General features: G+C 61.8%; 19 protein-coding genes. 8 read left to right on the top strand and 11 right to left on the bottom strand.

Annotated elements, in window-relative coordinates; genetic code table 11:
* Positions 1-121 precede the first annotated feature (121 nt).
* The 7 genes from infB to lnt all read right to left on the bottom strand — a co-directional run bounded on the left by infB (position 122) and on the right by lnt (position 9,994).
* Positions 122-2,986 (bottom strand): translation initiation factor IF-2, encoded by a 2,865-nt coding sequence (infB, locus tag ABIT12_RS03315; RefSeq protein ID WP_348046035.1) that lies wholly within the window; start codon positions 2,984-2,986, stop codon positions 122-124.
* Between the two features lie 66 nt (positions 2,987-3,052).
* A complete protein-coding gene (locus tag ABIT12_RS03310; RefSeq protein WP_348046033.1) occupies positions 3,053-3,733 on the bottom strand; it encodes an RNA-binding protein in 681 nt (226 codons plus the stop codon).
* Positions 3,734-3,756: 23 nt separating this feature from the next.
* Positions 3,757-5,352, bottom strand: a complete 1,596-nt coding sequence (gene nusA, locus ABIT12_RS03305) for a transcription termination factor NusA (protein ID WP_348046031.1) — start codon at positions 5,350-5,352, stop codon at positions 3,757-3,759.
* Positions 5,352-6,017, bottom strand: a complete 666-nt coding sequence (gene rimP / locus ABIT12_RS03300; RefSeq protein WP_348046029.1) for a ribosome maturation factor RimP — start codon at positions 6,015-6,017, stop codon at positions 5,352-5,354. The genes nusA and rimP overlap by 1 nt, the downstream gene beginning before the upstream one ends.
* 111 nt (positions 6,018-6,128) lie before the next feature.
* Positions 6,129-6,836 carry a tRNA (guanosine(46)-N7)-methyltransferase TrmB gene (gene trmB / locus ABIT12_RS03295; RefSeq protein WP_348046026.1) on the bottom strand — a complete coding sequence of 236 codons (708 nt, stop codon included), beginning with the start codon at positions 6,834-6,836 and terminating at the stop codon, positions 6,129-6,131.
* Positions 6,837-6,988: 152 nt separating this feature from the next.
* On the bottom strand, positions 6,989-8,245 hold the full coding sequence (gene metK / locus ABIT12_RS03290) for a methionine adenosyltransferase (RefSeq protein ID WP_348046024.1): 1,257 nt from the start codon (positions 8,243-8,245) through the stop codon (positions 6,989-6,991).
* 135 nt (positions 8,246-8,380) lie between these two features.
* Positions 8,381-9,994: an apolipoprotein N-acyltransferase gene (gene lnt / locus ABIT12_RS03285; RefSeq protein WP_348046022.1), complete on the bottom strand. Its 1,614-nt coding sequence runs from the start codon at positions 9,992-9,994 to the stop codon at positions 8,381-8,383.
* A 104-nt stretch (positions 9,995-10,098) separates the two neighbouring features.
* Here lnt and tsaB point away from each other — a divergent pair, with 104 nt between their 5' ends.
* The 5 genes from tsaB to ABIT12_RS03260 all read left to right on the top strand — a co-directional run bounded on the left by tsaB (position 10,099) and on the right by ABIT12_RS03260 (position 12,933).
* Positions 10,099-10,698: a tRNA (adenosine(37)-N6)-threonylcarbamoyltransferase complex dimerization subunit type 1 TsaB gene (gene tsaB / locus ABIT12_RS03280; protein ID WP_348046020.1), complete on the top strand. Its 600-nt coding sequence runs from the start codon at positions 10,099-10,101 to the stop codon at positions 10,696-10,698.
* A complete protein-coding gene (gene rimI / locus ABIT12_RS03275) occupies positions 10,695-11,174 on the top strand; it encodes a ribosomal protein S18-alanine N-acetyltransferase (protein WP_348046018.1) in 480 nt (159 codons plus the stop codon). Before tsaB ends, rimI begins: the two co-directional genes overlap by 4 nt.
* Before the next feature lie 228 nt (positions 11,175-11,402).
* The gene (locus ABIT12_RS03270; protein ID WP_348046136.1) at positions 11,403-11,795 is read left to right on the top strand and encodes a Fur family transcriptional regulator; all 393 of its coding nucleotides are present in this window, start codon (positions 11,403-11,405) and stop codon (positions 11,793-11,795) included.
* Entirely contained in the window at positions 11,792-12,598 is an 807-nt protein-coding gene (locus ABIT12_RS03265; RefSeq protein ID WP_348063284.1) for a lysophospholipid acyltransferase family protein, read from the top strand. The genes ABIT12_RS03270 and ABIT12_RS03265 overlap by 4 nt, the downstream gene beginning before the upstream one ends.
* Before the next feature lie 92 nt (positions 12,599-12,690).
* Positions 12,691-12,933, top strand: a complete 243-nt coding sequence (locus ABIT12_RS03260; protein ID WP_348046014.1) for a hypothetical protein — start codon at positions 12,691-12,693, stop codon at positions 12,931-12,933.
* Between the two features lie 6 nt (positions 12,934-12,939).
* On the opposite strand, the gene ABIT12_RS03255 is transcribed toward ABIT12_RS03260, so the two are convergent.
* The 3 genes from ABIT12_RS03255 to ABIT12_RS03245 form a co-directional block, all read right to left on the bottom strand.
* The gene (locus tag ABIT12_RS03255; protein ID WP_348046012.1) at positions 12,940-13,209 is read right to left on the bottom strand and encodes a hypothetical protein; all 270 of its coding nucleotides are present in this window, start codon (positions 13,207-13,209) and stop codon (positions 12,940-12,942) included.
* A 123-nt stretch (positions 13,210-13,332) separates the two neighbouring features.
* Entirely contained in the window at positions 13,333-13,701 is a 369-nt protein-coding gene (locus ABIT12_RS03250; protein ID WP_348046134.1) for a response regulator, read from the bottom strand.
* Between the two features lie 143 nt (positions 13,702-13,844).
* Positions 13,845-14,135 (bottom strand): hypothetical protein, encoded by a 291-nt coding sequence (locus ABIT12_RS03245; RefSeq protein WP_348046010.1) that lies wholly within the window; start codon positions 14,133-14,135, stop codon positions 13,845-13,847.
* A 167-nt stretch (positions 14,136-14,302) separates the two neighbouring features.
* Between ABIT12_RS03245 and ABIT12_RS03240 the strand changes: the two genes are divergently transcribed.
* Positions 14,303-15,658 (top strand): Nramp family divalent metal transporter, encoded by a 1,356-nt coding sequence (locus ABIT12_RS03240; protein WP_348046008.1) that lies wholly within the window; start codon positions 14,303-14,305, stop codon positions 15,656-15,658.
* A 151-nt stretch (positions 15,659-15,809) separates the two neighbouring features.
* Here the strand turns inward: ABIT12_RS03240 and ABIT12_RS03235 are convergent, their stop codons facing one another.
* Positions 15,810-16,871: a D-TA family PLP-dependent enzyme gene (locus ABIT12_RS03235; protein ID WP_407065578.1), complete on the bottom strand. Its 1,062-nt coding sequence runs from the start codon at positions 16,869-16,871 to the stop codon at positions 15,810-15,812.
* 59 nt (positions 16,872-16,930) lie between these two features.
* Here ABIT12_RS03235 and ABIT12_RS03230 point away from each other — a divergent pair, with 59 nt between their 5' ends.
* Both ABIT12_RS03230 and ABIT12_RS03225 read left to right on the top strand, forming a co-directional pair.
* Positions 16,931-17,893: an aminotransferase class IV gene (locus tag ABIT12_RS03230; protein ID WP_348046006.1), complete on the top strand. Its 963-nt coding sequence runs from the start codon at positions 16,931-16,933 to the stop codon at positions 17,891-17,893.
* A complete protein-coding gene (locus tag ABIT12_RS03225) occupies positions 17,890-18,630 on the top strand; it encodes a hypothetical protein (protein WP_348046004.1) in 741 nt (246 codons plus the stop codon). Before ABIT12_RS03230 ends, ABIT12_RS03225 begins: the two co-directional genes overlap by 4 nt.
* Positions 18,631-18,836 lie beyond the last annotated feature (206 nt).

Below are 18,836 nucleotides of genomic sequence, written 5' to 3'. Positions count from 1 at the left end.
ATTTTCATACGGGCTATGCGAGCCGCGACCAATACCTGTCACATGGCAGAGTTAATTGCGGCGACTGCGGACAATAAAAAGGCGCCCGTGGGCGCCCTTTTGTCGATCAGGTCTGGCGCACTCAGAGCGTGCGCTGGATGGTTTCGACGCGGAAGCATTCGATGACGTCGCCAACGCGCATGTCTTCGTACTTCTCGAAGGCCATGCCGCATTCCTGGCCGGTCTGGACTTCCTTGACTTCGTCCTTGAAGCGCTTGAGCGTCGACAGCTTGCCCTCGTGAACCACGACGTTGTCGCGGATCAGACGCACGCCGGCGCCACGTTCCACGATGCCTTCGGTAACGCGGCAACCCGCGACCTTGCCGACCTTGGAAATGTTGAACACTTCCAGGATCGAGGCATTGCCGATGAAGGTTTCGCGGCGTTCTGGCTTGAGCAAGCCCGACATGGCCGCCTTCACGTCATCCACGAGGTCGTAAATGATGTTGTAATAGCGGATTTCGATGCCTTCGCGGGTCGCCAGATCGGTGGCCTGCTTGTTGGCACGCACATTGAAGCCAATGATGATGGCATTGGATGCCGTCGCCAGCGTCACGTCGCTTTCGGTGATCCCACCCACCGCCGACATCAGCAACTGCGCCGAGACCTCGTCGGTCGACAGCTTGTTGAGCGATGACGTGATGGCTTCGACCGATCCCTGCACATCGCCCTTGATGATCAGTGGGAACTTGGCAATGCCGGCCACCTTGAGCTGATTCATCATCTGCTCAAGGCTGGTGGCGCCGCCGCCCGCGGTCTTTTCGCGGATGGCGCGCTGACGGTATTCGGTGATTTCACGCGCCCGGGCTTCGTTCTCGACCACCGAGAAGCGGTCGCCGGCATTTGGCACGCCGGTAAAGCCCAGAACTTCCACTGGAACCGAAGGACCGGCATCCTTGACCTGATCGCCCTTGTCGTTGATCAGCGCACGAACGCGGGCAAACTCGGTGCCGGCCACGACGATATCGCCGATGGCCAGGGTGCCGCGCTGCACCAGCATGGTCGCCACCGCACCGCGGCCGCGATCCAGCTTGGCTTCGATGACCAGACCCTCGGCGCGCCCGTCACGGGCCACCTTGAGTTCGAGCACTTCGGCCTGCAGCAGGATGGTTTCGAGCAGTTTGTCGAGACCCGCCTTGGTCAGCGCCGACACTTCCACATCGAGCACGTCGCCACCCATCGATTCCACGAACACTTCGTGCTGCAGCAGCTCGGTGCGAACGCGGGTCGGGTTGGCCGATGGCTTGTCCATCTTGTTGATCGCCACGATGATCGGCACACCGGCCGCCTTGGCGTGTTTGATCGACTCGATGGTCTGGGGCATGACGCCGTCATCGGCGGCCACCACCAGCACGGCGATGTCGGTCGCCTGCGCGCCACGGGCACGCATGGCAGTGAACGCTTCGTGGCCGGGGGTGTCGAGGAACGTGACTTTTGCCCCGTTCTTTTCCACCTGATAGGCGCCGATATGCTGGGTAATGCCACCGGCTTCGCCCGACACCACATTGGCTTCGCGGATCGCATCGAGCAGCGAGGTCTTGCCGTGATCGACGTGGCCCATGATGGTCACCACCGGCGCACGGTTGGTCAGATCCTCAGCCTTGTCGTCAGCGACAATGTCGTAGAGACCTTCTTCCACGTCGGCATCGGACACGCGCTTGACCGTATGGCCCAGTTCGCTCGCGATCAGTTCGGCGGTATCGCTGTCGATCACGTCGTTGATCGTTGCCATGGTGCCCTGTGCCATCAGCATCTTGATGACCACAACCGAACGCTCGGCCATGCGGTTGGCGAGTTCCTGAACGGTAATCGCTTCCGGGATGATGACTTCACGGCTGAGCTTGGGCGCGGACTGCTGGTTGCGGCCCATCTTCTTGTCGCGGCGACGACGCATGGCGGCCAGCGATGGCCCCTTGTCGCGGTCACCTTCGACGCCAGCATTGGTCACCGTCAGGCGGCCACGCGCATTGGCATCTTCGCCAGCGCGGCGCACCGGACGTTCCGGTGTCGCACGCGAGGCGCGGCGGGCATTTTCGATCTCGGCTTCTGTCGTTGGACGAGCGGAGGGCGAGCCGGTGCGGACCTTGCGGCCATCGGCTTCATTGGGGCCCGCTGGCGGCACATTGCCGATCGGGGCCATGCCGGCGCCAGCCGGACGGCGTTCGCCGGGTGGACGCGTTGCCGTGCCAGCCGGGCGCGCAGTGGCGCCAGCCGGGGTGCGCAATGCAGCGCCAGCGCCACGTTCGCTTTCCGGACGGGCATTGGGATTGGGACGATCGCCGGCCGGACGGGTCGGGCGCGGCGGCTGGCCAGGACGGCCGGCAACCACGCGCACGCTGGACGGACCCGCCTGACGCGACGGTGCTGGTTCCGCCGCTCCAGCTGGCTCCGAGGCGACAGCAATTGGTGCTGCCGGCTCGGCCTCGGCGGGCGCTGCCGCCGGTGCAACTTCGGCAACCGGGGCTTCGACGACTTCGCTGGCCTGGCGGCGTTCTTCTTCCTGGCGGGCCGCTTCTTCGCGGACCTGACGACGGCGCGCATCGTCTTCGATGCGGCGGGCCTCTTCGGTGGCGAAGCGCTCACGCTCTTCGACCTGACGGGCGCCGGCATCGCGCAGCACATTGCGGCGTGCTTCAGCTTCGGCAGCCGATAGCCCGATGGCGGGACGCTGCTGCTGGACTGGGCGTGCAGACTGCGGTGGGCGCTGCGCGGAAACCGGCGCTCCCTGGGGGCGCGTTTCAGCCGGGCGCTGGGACTGCACTGGCACACCGCTCGGGGCGCCCGGAGTTGGCACGCGGCGCGTACGCTTTTCCACGACGACCGTGCGTGACTGTGGGCGCGACATGCCCGGGCGGTTGCCGAGGCCCGGCCCACCCTTCAAAGTAAGCGTCTTCTTGCCGCCAGCGCTGGAGGTATCTTCGGTGCGCGTGTCGTCGTTATCAGCCATGTAAATCGCGTCTCTTGTCTTGGTGTGTCGAAAAATCGATCGGGCAGTTACATCGCCATTTCGATTCTACTCCGTAGCATTCGACAAAATTTCAGCGTCAACCGCATCGCGGCCGCTGTCATTTTGACCTGGTGTAGCGATGAAAAGGGCCAGTCTGCGGGCCTTTTCCACTGCCGAGCGGGCTGCTGCCCCCTTCGTGAGCGCAGCATGTATCACATTTTCGAGCCCAAGTGCCAAACCCAATTGCTCTGAACTGAGCAATTCGAAATGCGGCACCTCAAACCCGTCGTTTCCCTCTTCCTCGGCCGCATAATGGAGGGCCTTGAGCGGCCCCACCATCTTGCTGCGTCCGTCGGCCGAGGCATCGTCTGCCGTCAGCAGGGCGATCAGATCGCCGGTGGCCAATGCCGAGCGCACCTTGGTGGCGCCTGATATCAGCTGCCCGGCCTTCCGGCACATTGCCAGCGCCGACAGGAACCGCTGTTCCAGCCGCAACTGGGTGAGCCCGGCGAGATCGTCGGGCACCTTGACGTCAGTCTTGAGGCTTTTGGCAAAAGCCTTCTTCTTGACGGCCTGCTCCACCGAAGATCGGTTGAGCGTGATCCAGACGCCGCGGCCTTCGGCCTTGGCATCGGTATCGGGCACGATCTCCCCGTCGGGGCTGACCACGAAGCGGATGAGCTCGGCCACGGGCTTTTCTTCCCGCGTCAGCGCGCACATCCGCGTCGTTGGCTCGGGCCGGGCCATTGCGGACCCTCCCGCCGGGCCTCTTAGACCGCTTCCTCTTCGACCGCGTCGCCTTCGGCAACGGCGGCTTCATCGGCGGTGATCCAGCCGGCCGATACGCGGGCCTGCAGGATCATGTCTTCAGCTTCTTCGCGCGATACCGGGAAGTCCTTGAAGGTGCCGTCGAAGCGCTTGGTTTCGCCGTCCTTGCGTTCGGACCAGCCCACCAGATCGTCGGCCGCGCAACCGGCGAAGTCTTCGATGGTCTTGATGTCTTCCTTGCCCAGGGCCACCAGCATGGCAGCGTTCAGGCCGGCAATGTCATAAAGCTCGTCGGCAACGCCCAGCTTCTTGCGCGCATCATCATGGGCCTTGTCGATGGCCGCCAGATAGTCGATGGCGCGATTCTGAATTTCCGACGCGGTCTCTTCGTCAAAGCCTTCGATCGAAGCGATTTCGTTCAGTTCGATATAGGCCAGTTCCTCGACAGTCGAGAAGCCCTCGGACGCCAATAGCTGGGCAACCATCTCGTCAACGTCAAGGGCCTGGATGAACAGCGCCGAGCGCTCGGTGAATTCCTTCTGGCGGCGTTCGCTTTCTTCCTGCTCGGTCAGGATATCGATATCCCAGCCGATCAGCTGCGACGCCAGGCGCACGTTCTGGCCGCGACGGCCGATAGCCAGCGACAGCTGCTCGTCCGGCACCACCACTTCGATGCGTTCGGCCTGTTCGTCCAGAACCACCTTGGCAACGTCAGCCGGCTGCAGGGCAGACACGACGAGGTCGGCGATGTTGTCGGTCCACGGAATGATGTCGATCTTTTCGCCCTGCAATTCGCCAACCACGGCCTGCACGCGTGAACCGCGCATACCAACGCAGGCGCCCACTGGATCGATGGACGAGTCGGACGAGGTCACGGCGATCTTGGCGCGCGAACCCGGATCGCGGGCAATCGAGCGGATGGTGATGATGCCATCGTAGATTTCCGGCACTTCCTGCATGAACAGCTTGGCCATGAACTGCGGATGGGTGCGGGAGAGGAAAATCTGCGGCCCGCGCTGTTCGCGGCGCACGTCGTAAACGTAAGCGCGGACGCGGTCGCCATAGCGGAACATTTCGCGCGGGATCAATTCGTCGCGGCGGATGATGGCTTCGCCACGACCCAGATCGACGATGACGTTGCCATATTCGACGCGCTTGACCGAACCGTTGACGATTTCGCCGATGCGGTTGAAGTATTCGTCATACATGCGCTCGCGTTCGGCATCGCGCACCTTCTGCACGATCACCTGCTTGGCCGACTGCGCCGCGATACGGCCGAATTCGATCGGTGGCAGCGGCTCCGTCAAGAAGTCGCCAATCTTGGCGGTCGGGTTCTTGGGCAGCGCGTCCTTGAGCGAAACCTGGCGGGCGTGTTCTTCCACGACCTCGACGATTTCCAGCAGTCGCCACAGGCGCAGTTCGCCCGAGCGCGGATTGATTTCCGCCTTGATTTCGGTTTCGGCGCCGTAGCGGGCCTTGGCAGCCTTTTCGATGGCGTCCTGCATGGCTTCGATCACCACCATGCGGTCGATCGATTTTTCGCGGGCAACGGCGTCTGCGATCTGCAGCAGCTCAAGTCGGTTCGCGCTAACGGCCATCAGTGTATCTCCTCGGAAATATCGTCGTCGGTGTCATCGTCGTCCAGATCGTCTTCGTCATCGAAGTCCTCATCCAGATCGTCGTCTTCGGTCTCGATCTCGTCGTCATCGAGCGGATTGTTCTCTTGCTGGGCCGTCCGCGCCATATCCATCAGCGCATCGGTCATCAGCAGCTTGGCGTCGGCCAGCATGGCAAGCGGCAGCTTGAAATCGGGATCGGTGCCCGCGGGCACTTCGGCGATGCGGATGGTGACGCTGTCAGCGTCCGCCGCCACGATCGGACCACGGAAGCGCCGGCGGCCATCAAGCATATCGGCCAGTTCCACCTTGGCCTCATGGCCGATATAGGCGATGAAATCGCGCGCCCGCACCAATGGCCGGTCAATGCCGGGGGAGGACACTTCCAGATGGTATTCGCGCTCGATCGGGTCTTCGACATCGAGGGCCGGAGAAACGTCCTTGCTCAGCTTTTCGCAATCGGTGATGCCGAAATTGCCATTGGCGTCTTCCGCCATGATCTGCAGCGTGCAGCCGTTTTCCTGGGTGATCTTGATGCGCACCAGCGCATAGCCGAGCCCATTGGCAACTGGCTCGACGATGGCGGAAATCCGTGCTTCCAGCCCGGTTTCCTTGATGTAGCGCTTTTCCTTGAGGTCGAAGCTCATGGTTCCTTGGGTAATAAAAAAGAGCGGGGCCGGGAGGCGCCCACTCTGCAAACTTGCTGAGATGTTGACGCCTATATAGCGCCGAACCGTGCCCCGCGCAAGGCGGCGCACTTATCGCCGGGTGAAGCTGAAATAAAAGCTGATCAACCGTCCCTCACGGCGGGCCTTGGTTTCATAGCGGGTTGAAACCCAGCCCGGATACGGCTGATGCCAGCTTCCTGGCGCCCCGGCTTCAAACCGGAATTCCGGTTCGCGCAGGATGTGCGCCAGCGTCGAATTGGCATAATCCTCGATGTCGCTGGCAAAATAGAAGGTGCCGCCCGGGCGAATGACGCGCGCCAGTTCTTTCAGCGTCGTCGGCGACACAAACCGGCGCTTGTGGTGGCGGGTTTTGGGCCACGGATCGGGATAGAGCAAAAACACTTCATCCAGTGACGCATCAGGCAGCGTCACCAGCAGCTTGAACGCATCGTCGGTAAACAGCGCGATGTTCTTGAGTTGCTGCTCGTTGATCGACTGCACCATCTTGCCGATGCCGCCGGTGAACACTTCGCACCCGATGTAACCGGTGTCTGGATTGCGGCTGGCTTCCAGCGCCAAATGCTCGCCCCCGCCATAGCCGATCTCCAGCGATAGCCTGGTCGCGTTTGGAAACCGTTTTTGCGGGTCAAAAACCTGTTCCTCGAGATGAATTTTCAGGTCGGGCAGCGTCGCATCATAGATCGCCTGCTGCCCGTCATGCAGCCGCTTGCCGGAGCGGCGGCCAAAAAACGCGCGCGGGCTGCCATCAAGGGTTTTGGGAAGCTGGTGGTCGCTCATCGTGTGGCTCCATTGTGCCACGCCCTCGTGGTTCGAGGGTCGCTGCGCTCCCACCGCACCATGAGGGCTGTTGGAAGCGCCATACTTAGAGTAGCCCTCATGGTGAGGCGCGAGTTCTTACGAACCTCGAACCACGAGGGCGGGTTGCCGAATTACTTCACAGCAGCCTTCAGGGCATCGACCAGATCGGTCTTTTCCCAGGAGAACGAACCGTCACGGCCCGGCTTGCGGCCGAAATGGCCATAGGACGAGGTCTTGGCGTAGATCGCCTTGTTGAGGTCAAGCTTGGTGCGGATACCATGCGGGGTCAGGTCCATGACCTTGGCCAGCGCTCCTTCCACCACTTCTTCGCTCACCTTGCCGGTGCCGTGCAGATCGACATAAATCGACAGCGGCTGCGCCACGCCAATGGCGTAGCTGAGCTGGATCGTGGCGCGATCGGCGAGGCCGGCGGCAACCACATTCTTGGCCAGATAGCGTGCGGCATAGGCTGCCGAACGGTCAACCTTGGTGGGGTCCTTGCCCGAAAACGCGCCGCCACCATGCGGGGCAGCGCCACCATAGGTGTCAACGATGATCTTGCGGCCGGTGAGGCCCGCATCGCCATCCGGACCGCCGACGACAAACTTGCCGGTCGGGTTGACGTGCCAGACGGTATCCTTGGAAATCCAGCCTTCAGGCAGGGCCTGGCGGATATAGGGTTCGACGATCTTGCGCACGTCGGCCGAGGTCAGGCTGGCATCCAGGTGCTGGGTCGACAGCACGATCTGGGTCACGCCGACCGGCTTGCCATCTTCATAGCGCACGGTGACCTGGCTCTTGGCATCGGGGCCGAGAACCTTGGCCGGACCGGTGCCTTCCTTGCGGGCATCGGTCAGAACGCTCAAAATCTTGTGGGCGTAGTAGATCGGCGCCGGCATCAATTCAGGGGTTTCGCGGCTGGCATAGCCGAACATGATACCCTGGTCACCAGCGCCGACGTCCTTGTTGCCGCCTTCGTCCACGCCCTGCGCGATATCGGCCGACTGGCCATGCAGCAGCACGTCGATCTTGGCGGTCTTCCAGTGGAAACCCGACTGTTCATAGCCAATGGTGCGGATTGCCTTGCGGGCGATCGCCTTGAACTTGGAGGGATTGATCACCGGATTGCCGGCAGCATCGAGCAGGACCTTGCCATCCTTGCCCTTCTTCAGCAGCGTTTCCGGAACCCGGACTTCGCCGGCGATGACGACGCGGTTGGTGGTCGCCAGCGTTTCGCAGGCGATGCGGACCCGCGATGGGTCCATGCCGGTCTTCTTGGCTTCGCGGAATACCAGATCCACCACCTCGTCGGAGATGCGGTCGCAGACCTTGTCCGGATGGCCTTCAGCGACCGATTCCGAGGTGAAGAGGTAAGACGAACGTGCCAAGCCGGCCCCCAAAAATGCAAAAAACGCTCAAAATCGAGCTCTTAGGTGCGGTTTGTGACACCGCGCCACACTATGGTCAAGTGGATATAAGGAAACCTTTATGCGGCGTTTGCAGGCAGAAAACAAAAATCGACCCTAGCGGCGGCGTCTTTTGCCGCCGCGTGTTACGGCGACGCTGACCAGCAGCCCGATCAATAACGCAATCAGTAGCGGCCAGTAGCGATACTGCGCGAACAGCGTCCGCGGCAGCTTCTGGTCGGGAACGACGTCGAGCACGTTCATTTCCTTGGGGGCCAACTGCGCCGTGACGCGGCCTAATGGATCAACCAGCATGGTGATCCCCGAATTGGCGGCGCGGATCAGGCTCATGCCTTCTTCGACGGCACGCACCTTGGCGTGCTGGGCATGCTGGGCCGGGCCGATGGAATCATCGAACCAGGCATCATTGGTGATGTTGAGCAGGAACTGCGCCTGCTCGGTCTCGCCCAGATCGCCTGAAAACAGGATTTCGTAGCAGATCAGGGCCAGGAACGGCGGCGTATCAGGCAGGCTCATCAGCCGGCGGCGCGCGTCGCCATGGGCCCAGCCATCGGCGCCCGGCACGAACTGCTTGATGCCGAGCTTGCTGAAGAACTCCTGGAACGGCAGGAACTCGCCAAACGGCACCAGATGGGATTTGTCGTAGCTGTCGAAAATTTCGCCATCGGAATTGATCGCCAGCAGTGAATTGTACGGCGCATGGGTGGTCACCGCGCCGTTTGGCTCGTAGTCCTGCCGCGGCGCGCCGGCCAGCAGCACCACTTTGTCAGGCAGCATGCGGGCGATGCGCGCCAGCGCCTCCGGATATTGCGGCAGGAAAAACGGCAGTGACGATTCGGGCCACACCACCTGGGTTACCCCCGCAAGGCCCTTGTCAGTGGGCGATGTCTGCATTTCCGATAGCGTCAGCAGCTTGTCGACGATGGCGACTGGATCGACCTTGCCCCAATCGGCATGTTCGTAGATCAGCGGCTGCACCAGCCGCATTTTGACGTCGGTGCGGGGGGTGACGGTGGTGCCAACGAGGCGGGTGTGACCATAGCCCAACTGGCCGGCGAGCACGGCCAGACTGAGGAAAAACGGGAACAGCCGCCGAGTGAGGTTGCGCTGGTCGGCGGGCCAGATCAGGGCCGGCGTCAGCGCTAACAAAGCGGCCAAAAACGTTAACCCATAGATACCCGTGACCGACGCAAGTTGCAGCATTTCGTCAGTTGGCGTTAGCGCATAACCCAGAAGGTCGAATGGAAAGCCGCTCAGCACATGTCCGCGTGCCCATTCGGCGATGGTGAGGAACGTCGCCAGCGTCACCACGCGCCAGGCGCCGTTGGACCAGAACAGATGCGCCAGCGCACTGGCGAGCCCCCAGAACAACGCGATCAGCGCCGCCAGGGCGACGATGGCAAACGGCATCAGCACCAGTATCATTCCGCCATCGACGAAGAAGGCATCGGCCAGCCAGTGGAACGAGACGGTGAAATAGCCCAGCCCGAAGGCAAAGCCGATGGTAAAGGCCGGGCCGAACAGGCGCTGCACGCCGCGCCGGTGTTCGGCGCCATCCAGGCACCACACCCAGATCGGGAAGGTGACAAAGATTGCTGGCAGGATGAACCATGGTGCGATCGACGTTGCAGCCAATGCTCCGGCGACCAGCAGCAGCAGGAAGCGCCGCCAGCCATGGGACAGCATGGCGGTCTCGGCCAGCCAGGTCATGAACGGGGCGCTCGCGGCGAATCAATGTGCATGCGGCAAAGTCGCTGGCAGGAAGGGGAGCGTCAAGGCTGGACGGGGCGGCCAAGCGCCGCTAGACCCGAGCCATGACCATCGTGCTCGCCATCGATACCGCTGCCCCCCGCCTGCAACTGGGATTGCTGCTGGCTGACGGGCGCGTCGACACCAGCGTCGATGATATTGCCACTGGCCACGCCGAGCTGATCTTCGGGCGGATTGCGCAGCTGCTGGAGCGCAATGGCGTCGGTTATGCCGATCTGCAACGGGTGGCGGTAACCACGGGACCCGGCTCGTTTACCGGCCTGCGCATCGGGCTTTCGGCGGCACGTGGTATCGGGCTGGCGCGGGCCATCCCGGTGATTGGGGTGCCGAGCCTGTTGGCAATTTCGCTCGCTGCGCCAGCGGCGGTTTCAGTGCTGCTCGATGCGCGGCGCGGCGAAGCCTATATGCAGAATTTTTCGGCGCCGGGGGTGCCGCTCGATGCGGCGCAAATCCTGCCCATGGAAACGGCCCGCGCCACGATCCGGTCCGGTGCGCCGATTGAAAGCCCGTTCGTCGATATCGGCCTCGTGGCCCGATACGGCGCGACCGCCGATCCAGTTGCACACATGCCCGAGGCTGCCTATGTGCGGGAGGCCGACGCCAAGCCGCAAACGGCCGCGCGGATCGAAAGAACCCATCAATGATGAAGCTCTGGATGGCCCCGGCCGGGCTGCATATCGAGCCTGCCCGCAGCAGCGATGCCGAAGATCTGGCGCGGTTGCACCAGCAGGGCTTTTATCGTGGCTGGCCGCGCGAGGAGTTTGCCTCGTTTCTGGCCGAAGACGCCACGCCCACCTATATCGCCTGCGATGCCAAACGGCGGGTGGCGGGCTTTGCCATGATCCGCATCGGCGGCGACGAGGCCGAGCTGTTGACCATCGCGGTCGATACCAAATGGCGCAGCAAGCGGATCGGCACGGCGCTGCTGCGGGCAACTTTTGCGGATTTGATGATGAGCCCTGTTCGCCGCATGTTTTTGGAAGTGGACGAGCTTAACGCCGCGGCGGTCAAGCTCTATACCCGCGAAGGCTTTGCCCAGGTCGGCACCCGCAAGGGCTATTATCCCAAGGCCGACGGCAGCGCTGCGACCGCGCTTGTCATGGCGCGCGATCTTGATTAACTCAGTCTCAGAGACGGTTGGGAAACTCTACTCTAGCGGCCATCTGACGCGATTTTCTGCGCTTCCGGTGCTCACGTACAAAACGTACGCTGCGCTCCGGTTCTCGAAAACCACGCCAGCTGACACCCCAGAGCGACTTTTCAAAACATCTCTTAGATCACCAGGAGGGCGGCGGTGAGCAAGAACCAGACCGAGCTGACGCTGGAAGAGGCCTGTGCCCATCGCGGCATGCGGATGACCGACCAGCGCCGCATTATTGCGCAGGTGATCGAAAATAGCGCCGACCACCCCGATGTCGAAGAATTGTATCGGCGCGCCTCGGCCATCGACAACAAGATCTCGCTGTCCACCGTCTATCGTACGGTCAACCTGTTCGAGGAAGCTGGCCTCGTCACCAAGCACGATTTCAAGGACGGTCGCGCCCGGTTCGAACTGATCCCTGATGAGCACCACGATCACCTGATCGACATCCGTAGTGGCAAGGTCATCGAGTTTCGCAATGAAGAAATCGAGGCAATCCAGGAAGTGATCGCCCGCAAGCTGGGCTATCGGCTGGTGGACCATCGGCTGGAACTTTACGCGGTTCCGCTGGAGGGCAAGACGGGAGACGACGCCAAGTGATTTTTCGCGTGCTGTTTTTTGTCTTTGTCTTCATTCCTGTCATGATCGTGGTCATTCCATTGCAGGCGCTGGTCAATGCGCTGAAACTGCCATTCTGGAATGTGCTGCCGCGATTTTTCCACAAGGTCGGTTGCGTATTCCTGGGCCTGCGGGTCACTGTCATCGGCCAGCCGGCCACCGGGCGGGCCACGCTGCTGGTTTCCAACCATATTTCGTGGACTGACATCATCGCCATCGGCTCGGTGGCCGATGTGACTTTCGTGGCCAAGCGCGAAGTGGGTGACTGGTTCTTCGTCGGCATGATGGCGCGGCTGCAAAAGACCATTTTCGTCGATCGCACCCGCAAGACCGATGCCAAGCGCACCTCGACCGAGATGGGCGCGCATATGGCGGGCGGCAATGCCGTATTGCTGTTTGCCGAAGGCCAGTCCGACATCGGCACCCACGTACTGCCGTTCCGCTCGGCGCTGGTGGGCGCGGCGCAGCACGCCATGATCGAAGCGGGCGCTACCGATGTGCTGATCCAGCCGCTGACCATTGCCTATACGCGGCTGCAGGGCCTGCCGGTGGGGCGCAACGAGCGCTCGTTGATCGCCTGGGTCAAATCCAGATCGCTCAAGCAGAATGTCGTCGAAATCCTTGGCGGCGGTGTCAAGGACGTCACCGTGGCATTCGGCGCTCCGCTGTCGCTGAGCCAGACCGATGATCGCAAGGCAGTGACGCGCGCCGCCGAAAACCTGGTGCGGGCCAATCTGGTCGCGCTCAATCGTGGCCTGCAGCTCGCGGTGGCGACCAATCGGTAAAACCCCACCGATTAAGTTTAACGACGGCTTGCATTGGGCATTTAAGGTTTTGTTAGCTATCACCGACCTGTCGAGGCAAGCAGGTGCGGATCATGGTTTTGCAAGTTGTGGGTTTGTGGATCGTTGTTGGTCTGATCATGGTCTGGTTCGTCAGGGACGAACAGCAGCGTCGCGATCTGGCCGCGCGTCAGTTGGCCGCGTCGACGCGACAGCCGTATCGCTACAAAGCGCCGGTGGAAAAGGTAGCCGTGACGCCACCGACCCCGGTGCGCCGGCCAGTGCTGACCGACGCTGAGCGCAACTTTATCGCCATGCTCAACAATCCGCAGGCCTAAGCCAGATCATTCGGCCTGCGCCGCGTCGCTGCGCTCCAGCGTCGCCTTGACCCTGCCGACAATGTCGGCTGCCTTGAGCAGCAGGGCCATTTCAATGTCCTGTTCGCTCATCTCGGGACCGGTTGGCGTCCACACTGAAATCGACAATTCATGATTCTGGCCGCGGTCGATCTGCTCTTCGTTCAATACGGCGCGAACCGTGCCGACAGTGCGGCTTGCCAATGTCGGGTGGCGATGGCTTTCCACCACCGCAATATCAATCAAACTGTACGGCAACTAACTTGCTCCGGCTGAGGAGCCCCCGTTGGCAAACTCGGCCGCTGGTGGTTCACAGCGCGTTAATGCGCCAGGCCATGGATTGGTTCATCCACAGCTTCCTCATTCGAGCAGTTCAGGCGGCTAATGCGCTGCCAATTCCCGAAGGTTTGCGACCAAGGCAGCGGGATTGTAGGGCTTGGGCAGAAATTGTGCTCGAGCCGGCAGGTCGGCCTGATCAACGCGTCGGTGCCCTGACGTCACCACGATCTGTATCGGTGGCCAGCGGTCGCGAACCGCTGCGGCAAGCATCAGGCCGTCCATCCCGCCGGGCATATCGATGTCGGTAAACAGGATGGCGATCTGTGGATTTTGAACGAGAATTTCCACAGCCTGCGTCGCATTGGCGGCTTCAAAAACTGTAAAGCCTGCATCTTCCAGGTAATCAACAATCCCCAGCCGCAGCAGGGCCTCGTCTTCAACCACGAGAACGACGATTCTGTTATTGCCCATAAATGCGCCGCTTTCGGTTAAGTTGAGTGACCAGTGCCGACGCTTGCTGCTGGCTGTCATCTCAACACTCAACGCCGCGGCGGGCCATTCGATGCCGACACCACGATCACATTGCCGGTCAATTTATTGGCACGTGCGATCCCTCAAACTGATCGGCGACGATCTTCAGATTTGCGCGTCACGGCCACGGCAGTCCGCCGGGAGCTTTCCAGATGGCCGCTGTTTTGTAAAATCTCGAACTGATGCTGGGCGGCCAAGCGGGCGTTGGCGGCGTCACGAAACATTCTGGCGATCCGCTGGCCCTTGACGCTAACGGTGATCATGGTGCCGATTTCAAACCGCAGCGTCGCAACCGTCTCGCCCCGGAACCGGCCGATCTGGATCGGCTCATCCGCGCTCGCTTCCCATTCGATCAGATGCCGAAATTTTGGCATGGGTACGATGCCTTCAAACCAATTGTTCGGAAGCGCACAATGTGAACCGGCTCGGGTGGTTCCGCGTTGGTGCAAAAATCACGTCTGCCAGTTTCTTATTGCGAATGATTTGCAATTGCATTATTGGCTGGAGTGCATCCCGCCTTTGCCAATGATCCGGATTCTCAATGTCAGACCTCGTCGCACCGCCGCCTGCCCGGACCGATTGGAAATTTTCCGGCCCCGAAGAGGATCGCCGGCCCAGCCTGGAAGATGTTCACGCCTCCATCAAAGTGCCCAAAGGCGGGGTCTGGTTCCGCCGGCTTCTGGCTTTTGTCGGGCCAGGGTTCATGGTGTCGGTGGGCTATATGGATCCCGGCAACTGGGCCACTGATCTGGCTGGTGGCGCGCAGTTCGGCTATACGCTGCTGACCGTCATCCTGCTCTCCAACCTGATGGCCATCCTGTTGCAGGCGCTGGCCGCGCGGTTGGGCATCGTCACCGGGCGCGATCTGGCGCAGGCTTGCCGCGACCATTATTCCCGGCCGGTGAACCTCATGCTCTGGTTGGCCTGCGAAGCGGCGATCATCGCCTGTGATCTGGCCGAAGTCATCGGCACCGCCATTGCGCTCAACCTGCTGTTCGGCATTCCGCTGATTGGTGGGGCACTGATTTCGGCGCTCGACGCCTTCCTGCTGCTGTTGCTGATGAACAAGGGCTTCCGCTTCCTCGAAGCCTTCGTCATCGCGCTGTTGGCGATCATCGCCATCTGCTTTGGCATTCAGATCGTAGCTGCGGCGCCCCCAATCGCTGCCGTGATGGCGGGCTTTTTGCCTTCCACCGAAGTGGTCACCAATCCGGCCATGCTCTACATCGCCATCGGCATCATTGGCGCCACGGTGATGCCGCATAACCTCTATCTGCACTCCTCAATCGTGCAGACCCGCGCCTATGAACGCACCGACGAAGGCAAGCGCGACGCCATCAAATGGGCGGTGACCGATAGCACCGTTGCCCTGATGCTGGCGCTGTTCATCAATGCCGCCATCCTGATCGTCGCCGCGGCCGCATTCCATGAAACCGGCCATTCCGATGTAGCCGAAATCGGCCAGGCGTTCGAACTGCTGTCCCCGCTATTGGGGCTGGGCATCGCCTCGACCCTGTTCGCCGTGGCGCTGCTGGCCTCGGGCGTCAACTCGACGGTGACCGCGACGCTGGCCGGCCAGATCATCATGGAAGGCTTCCTGCGGCTGCGTATCCCGAACTGGGCGCGCCGCCTGCTGACCCGCGGCATTGCGGTCATTCCGGTGGTGATCGTCACCTGGATCTATGGCGAAAAAGGCACCTCGGAACTGCTGGTGCTGAGCCAGGTGATCCTGTCCATGCAACTGCCGTTTGCCATCGTGCCGCTGATCACCTTTGTCACCAACAAGGACAAGATGGGCGCCTTCGTCATCCCGATGTGGATGGCGGTGCTGGCCTGGGTTATCGCCAGCATCATCATCGTGCTGAATATAAAACTGCTGTTTGAGTTTTTCTTTTAGCAGCGCTCTTGCTTACCTCCACGCCACCTCACTATCTGCGCTTTCCCTCGGGCTTGACCCGAGGACCACTCTCGACAGGGTGACCGCTCTGAACGGCCATCGGCTCAGGCCCGAGGGAAAACAACTGAAAGTCTGGGGCCGTAAGTAAGCCTTAAACCGTCTTGCCACGCGCCGCGACCGGCACGCTTTCCAGCCAGTCGCGGCCGGCAATCAGATGCACCTCATCATGCAGGTTCGACACCGGGCAGGCGTGGTTGGGAATGATGCGGATGCGGTCTCCGATGCGGGGGCGATCATTGGGCACATCGAGTTCGATTACCCCGTGCTCTTCCGACAGCGATTTGACCGCGATGGTCGTGTCGCCCATCACCACGCCATAGCCGGTGAGGCCGAACAGGTCGCTGGTCAGCGATTTGGAGCCGGCATCGATGACGATGCGGTTGGCGGTGGGGCGCGAAACGACGGTGGTCAAAACCGTCAGGGCGCAATCGTCCCAGGTCGCGGCGCCGAGCGACACCTGGCCGCGATCATTGTAAATATAGGTGCCGGGGCGGATTTCGGTGACCACGGATTTTTCCAGCCGATAGAGGTCCGGCGTATTGCCCCCGGTCACCACCGGGCAATCGAACCCGGCGTCATCCAGCAGATTGATCGCGGTCGCCAGCCACGTGTCGGATTGTTCGATCTTGCCGGCGGCCGGATAGGTCATCAACCCGCCAAAGGCCAGGCCCGGCGACATCACGATCTGCCGCGCCAGCGCCAAAGCCTGCGCCGCCGTCTGCACCCCGCAACGGCCAAGGCCGGTATCGCATTCCACCAGCACCGTCAGCGGCTTGTTGGCATCGGCAAAGGTCTGGGCATAACCCATCACCGTGTCGGGGCTGTCGGCGACCACCTTGAGCACTACCCGCTCATTGAGGGCACGCAGGCGGGCGAGCTTTTTGGCGCCAACGATATTGTAGGTCAGCAGCATGTCGGTCAGCCCGGCATCGGCCATTACCTCGGCTTCACCGAGCTTTTGCACGGTAATGCCGACAGCACCCAGCCCGACCTGCAATTGCGCAAAGCGCGGAATCTTGTGGGTCTTGATATGGGGCCGCAAGGCCACGCCCAAAGCGTCAGCCTTGGCCTGACCGCGCTTGAGATTGGCTTCGACGCGATCGATGTCGATGACGACGCAGGGGGTTTCAAGATCGTCGATCGATTTGGGCATTCGGTGCACTCCAGCGGTTTGTCGCACCATCGTGGGCTTGCCCGGTTCGATCAAGAGTGATGAGACTGGCGCCATTCATTTTGGGTGATTTCATGGCCTATGGCGTACACGAATATGCCGACGACAAGCGTAACGCGACCATCCAGATCGCCGTCAACGATGCGCTGCTGCCGCGCGACAAGGCGGTGGTCTCGGTATTTGATTCGGGCTTCGTGCTCGGCGACGGCGTCTGGGAAGGCCTGCGGCTGCACCAGGGCGGTATTCCATTCCTGTGGGCGCATCTGGAGCGGCTCTATGAAGGCGCCAAGGCGCTGGATTTCGAAGTCGGGCTGAGCCCCGACGCGCTGGTCAAACGCATCTTCGATTGCCTTGGCGCCAACGGCATGACCGATGGCGTCCATATCCGCCTGATGGTGACGCGCGGCATCAAGGCGACACCCTATCAGGACCCGCGCGTGACCATCGGGCCTGCGACGATCGTCATTATCCCCGAATACAAGGCGCCATCGCCCAAGCCGAACGGCATAGCGCTGTTCACCTCGACCATTCGGCGTACCGCGCCCGATATGCAGGACCAAAAGCTTAATTCGCACTCCAAGCTCAACTGCATCCAGGCCTGTATTCAGGCGGCCAAGGCGGGGGCGGACGAGGCGCTGATGCTCGATCCGCAGGGTTTTGTCGCCACCTGTAACTCGACCCATTTCTTTATCGTGCGGCGCGGCGAAGTGTGGACCTCGACCGGGGATTATTGCCTGGGCGGGATCACCCGCGGCAACATCATCCGCGTCGCCGAAGCGGCGGGGATCACCGTGCGGCAGAAGAACTTTTCATTGACCGATGTCTATGGCGCCGACGAGGCCTTCGTCACCGGCACCTTTGCCGGGCTGACAGCGGTGCGCGAAGTCGATGGACGGGTAATGGGCCATCCGCTGACCGGGCCGGGGCCGATCCCCGGCGAGATGACGCTGCGGCTGCAGGGGCTTTATCGAGCCCTGATCGACCAGGAGATTTTCCGGCCATGACCGATCCCGTCCGCCGGATTGCCATGTGGTCTGGGCCGCGAAACCTCTCCACCGCCATGATGCGCGCCTTCAGTTCGCGCCCCGATTGCGCCGTCAGCGACGAGCCGTTTTATGCGGCTTATCTCAAGGCCACCGGGCTTGAGCATCCGATGCGGGAGGCGGTGCTGGCGTCGCAACCGCAGGACGCGGGGCAGGTAGCGGCCGATATGCTGGGCCCGGTGCCGGGCGCCAAAAAGGTTTGGTATCAGAAGCACATGGCCCACCACATGCTACCGCAATTTCCGCTCGGCTGGATGGATGGGGTGAGCAATGTGTTCCTGCTGCGCAGCCCCGAGCGGGTGCTCGCCTCCTACGCGCAAAAGCGCGAAAGCGTGACGCTGCGCGACATTGGTTTTGCCGAGCAGGCCACGCTGTTCGAGCGGGTGGCGGACCGGCTGGGCACAGCGCCGCCGGTGATCGAAGCCGAGGACGTGCGCCGCAATCCGGCCACGGCGCTGGGCGGCTTATGCGTGGCGCTCGGGCTGGATTTTTATCCCGAGATGCTCGCCTGGCGCATAGGTCAGCATCCAAGTGACGGCGTGTGGGCACCACACTGGTATGGCGCGATTTTTAACAGCACCGGGTTTGCGCCGCCGGATGAGGTAGAGCCGGTATTGCCGGCGCATCTGCGGGCGATCGCCGACCAGGCGCGGCCGTTTTATCAGCGGATGCGGGGCTTCAAGCTCAAGGCGGAGTGAAGAAACCCCCTCCCTTCCCTCCCCACAAGGGGGAGGGTGACATCCAGTTTGCTGCACAATCAAGCCAAAGCCACAGGGTTCACCCTCCCCCTTGTGGGGGACTGTTCACTTTGGACTCAGTTTGAGATTTCGGTTGAAGAACAGGGCAAGTGTCACGTCGAGCATCTGAAGTGTTTTGGAGGCGCGTTTGGATCGGCGGGTGAACC

Source organism: Devosia sp. (assembly GCF_039927955.1).
Lineage (GTDB): Bacteria > Pseudomonadota > Alphaproteobacteria > Rhizobiales > Devosiaceae > Devosia.
The sequence above is the reverse complement of the archived record's forward strand: the minus strand, read 5'-3'. Positions and strand labels throughout refer to the sequence as shown.

Excerpts from the sequence above, each read along its gene's own strand:
- ABIT12_RS03230 (WP_348046006.1), top strand. The coding sequence starts at position 16,931 with ATGAGACTGGCGCCATTCATTTTGGGTGATTTCATGGCCTATGGCGTA.
- ABIT12_RS03245 (WP_348046010.1), bottom strand. The coding sequence starts at position 14,135 with ATGCCAAAATTTCGGCATCTGATCGAATGGGAAGCGAGCGCGGATGAG.
- trmB (WP_348046026.1), bottom strand. The coding sequence starts at position 6,836 with ATGAGCGACCACCAGCTTCCCAAAACCCTTGATGGCAGCCCGCGCGCG.
- ABIT12_RS03250 (WP_348046134.1), bottom strand. The coding sequence starts at position 13,701 with ATGGGCAATAACAGAATCGTCGTTCTCGTGGTTGAAGACGAGGCCCTG.
- rimP (WP_348046029.1), bottom strand. The coding sequence starts at position 6,017 with ATGAGCTTCGACCTCAAGGAAAAGCGCTACATCAAGGAAACCGGGCTG.
- lnt (WP_348046022.1), bottom strand. The coding sequence starts at position 9,994 with ATGACCTGGCTGGCCGAGACCGCCATGCTGTCCCATGGCTGGCGGCGC.
- rimI (WP_348046018.1), top strand. The coding sequence starts at position 10,695 with ATGATGAAGCTCTGGATGGCCCCGGCCGGGCTGCATATCGAGCCTGCC.
- nusA (WP_348046031.1), bottom strand. The coding sequence starts at position 5,352 with ATGGCCGTTAGCGCGAACCGACTTGAGCTGCTGCAGATCGCAGACGCC.
- ABIT12_RS03240 (WP_348046008.1), top strand. The coding sequence starts at position 14,303 with ATGTCAGACCTCGTCGCACCGCCGCCTGCCCGGACCGATTGGAAATTT.
- infB (WP_348046035.1), bottom strand. The coding sequence starts at position 2,986 with ATGGCTGATAACGACGACACGCGCACCGAAGATACCTCCAGCGCTGGC.
- ABIT12_RS03260 (WP_348046014.1), top strand. The coding sequence starts at position 12,691 with ATGGTTTTGCAAGTTGTGGGTTTGTGGATCGTTGTTGGTCTGATCATG.
- tsaB (WP_348046020.1), top strand. The coding sequence starts at position 10,099 with ATGACCATCGTGCTCGCCATCGATACCGCTGCCCCCCGCCTGCAACTG.
- ABIT12_RS03310 (WP_348046033.1), bottom strand. The coding sequence starts at position 3,733 with ATGGCCCGGCCCGAGCCAACGACGCGGATGTGCGCGCTGACGCGGGAA.
- ABIT12_RS03235 (WP_407065578.1), bottom strand. The coding sequence starts at position 16,871 with ATGCCCAAATCGATCGACGATCTTGAAACCCCCTGCGTCGTCATCGAC.
- ABIT12_RS03225 (WP_348046004.1), top strand. The coding sequence starts at position 17,890 with ATGACCGATCCCGTCCGCCGGATTGCCATGTGGTCTGGGCCGCGAAAC.
- ABIT12_RS03270 (WP_348046136.1), top strand. The coding sequence starts at position 11,403 with ATGCGGATGACCGACCAGCGCCGCATTATTGCGCAGGTGATCGAAAAT.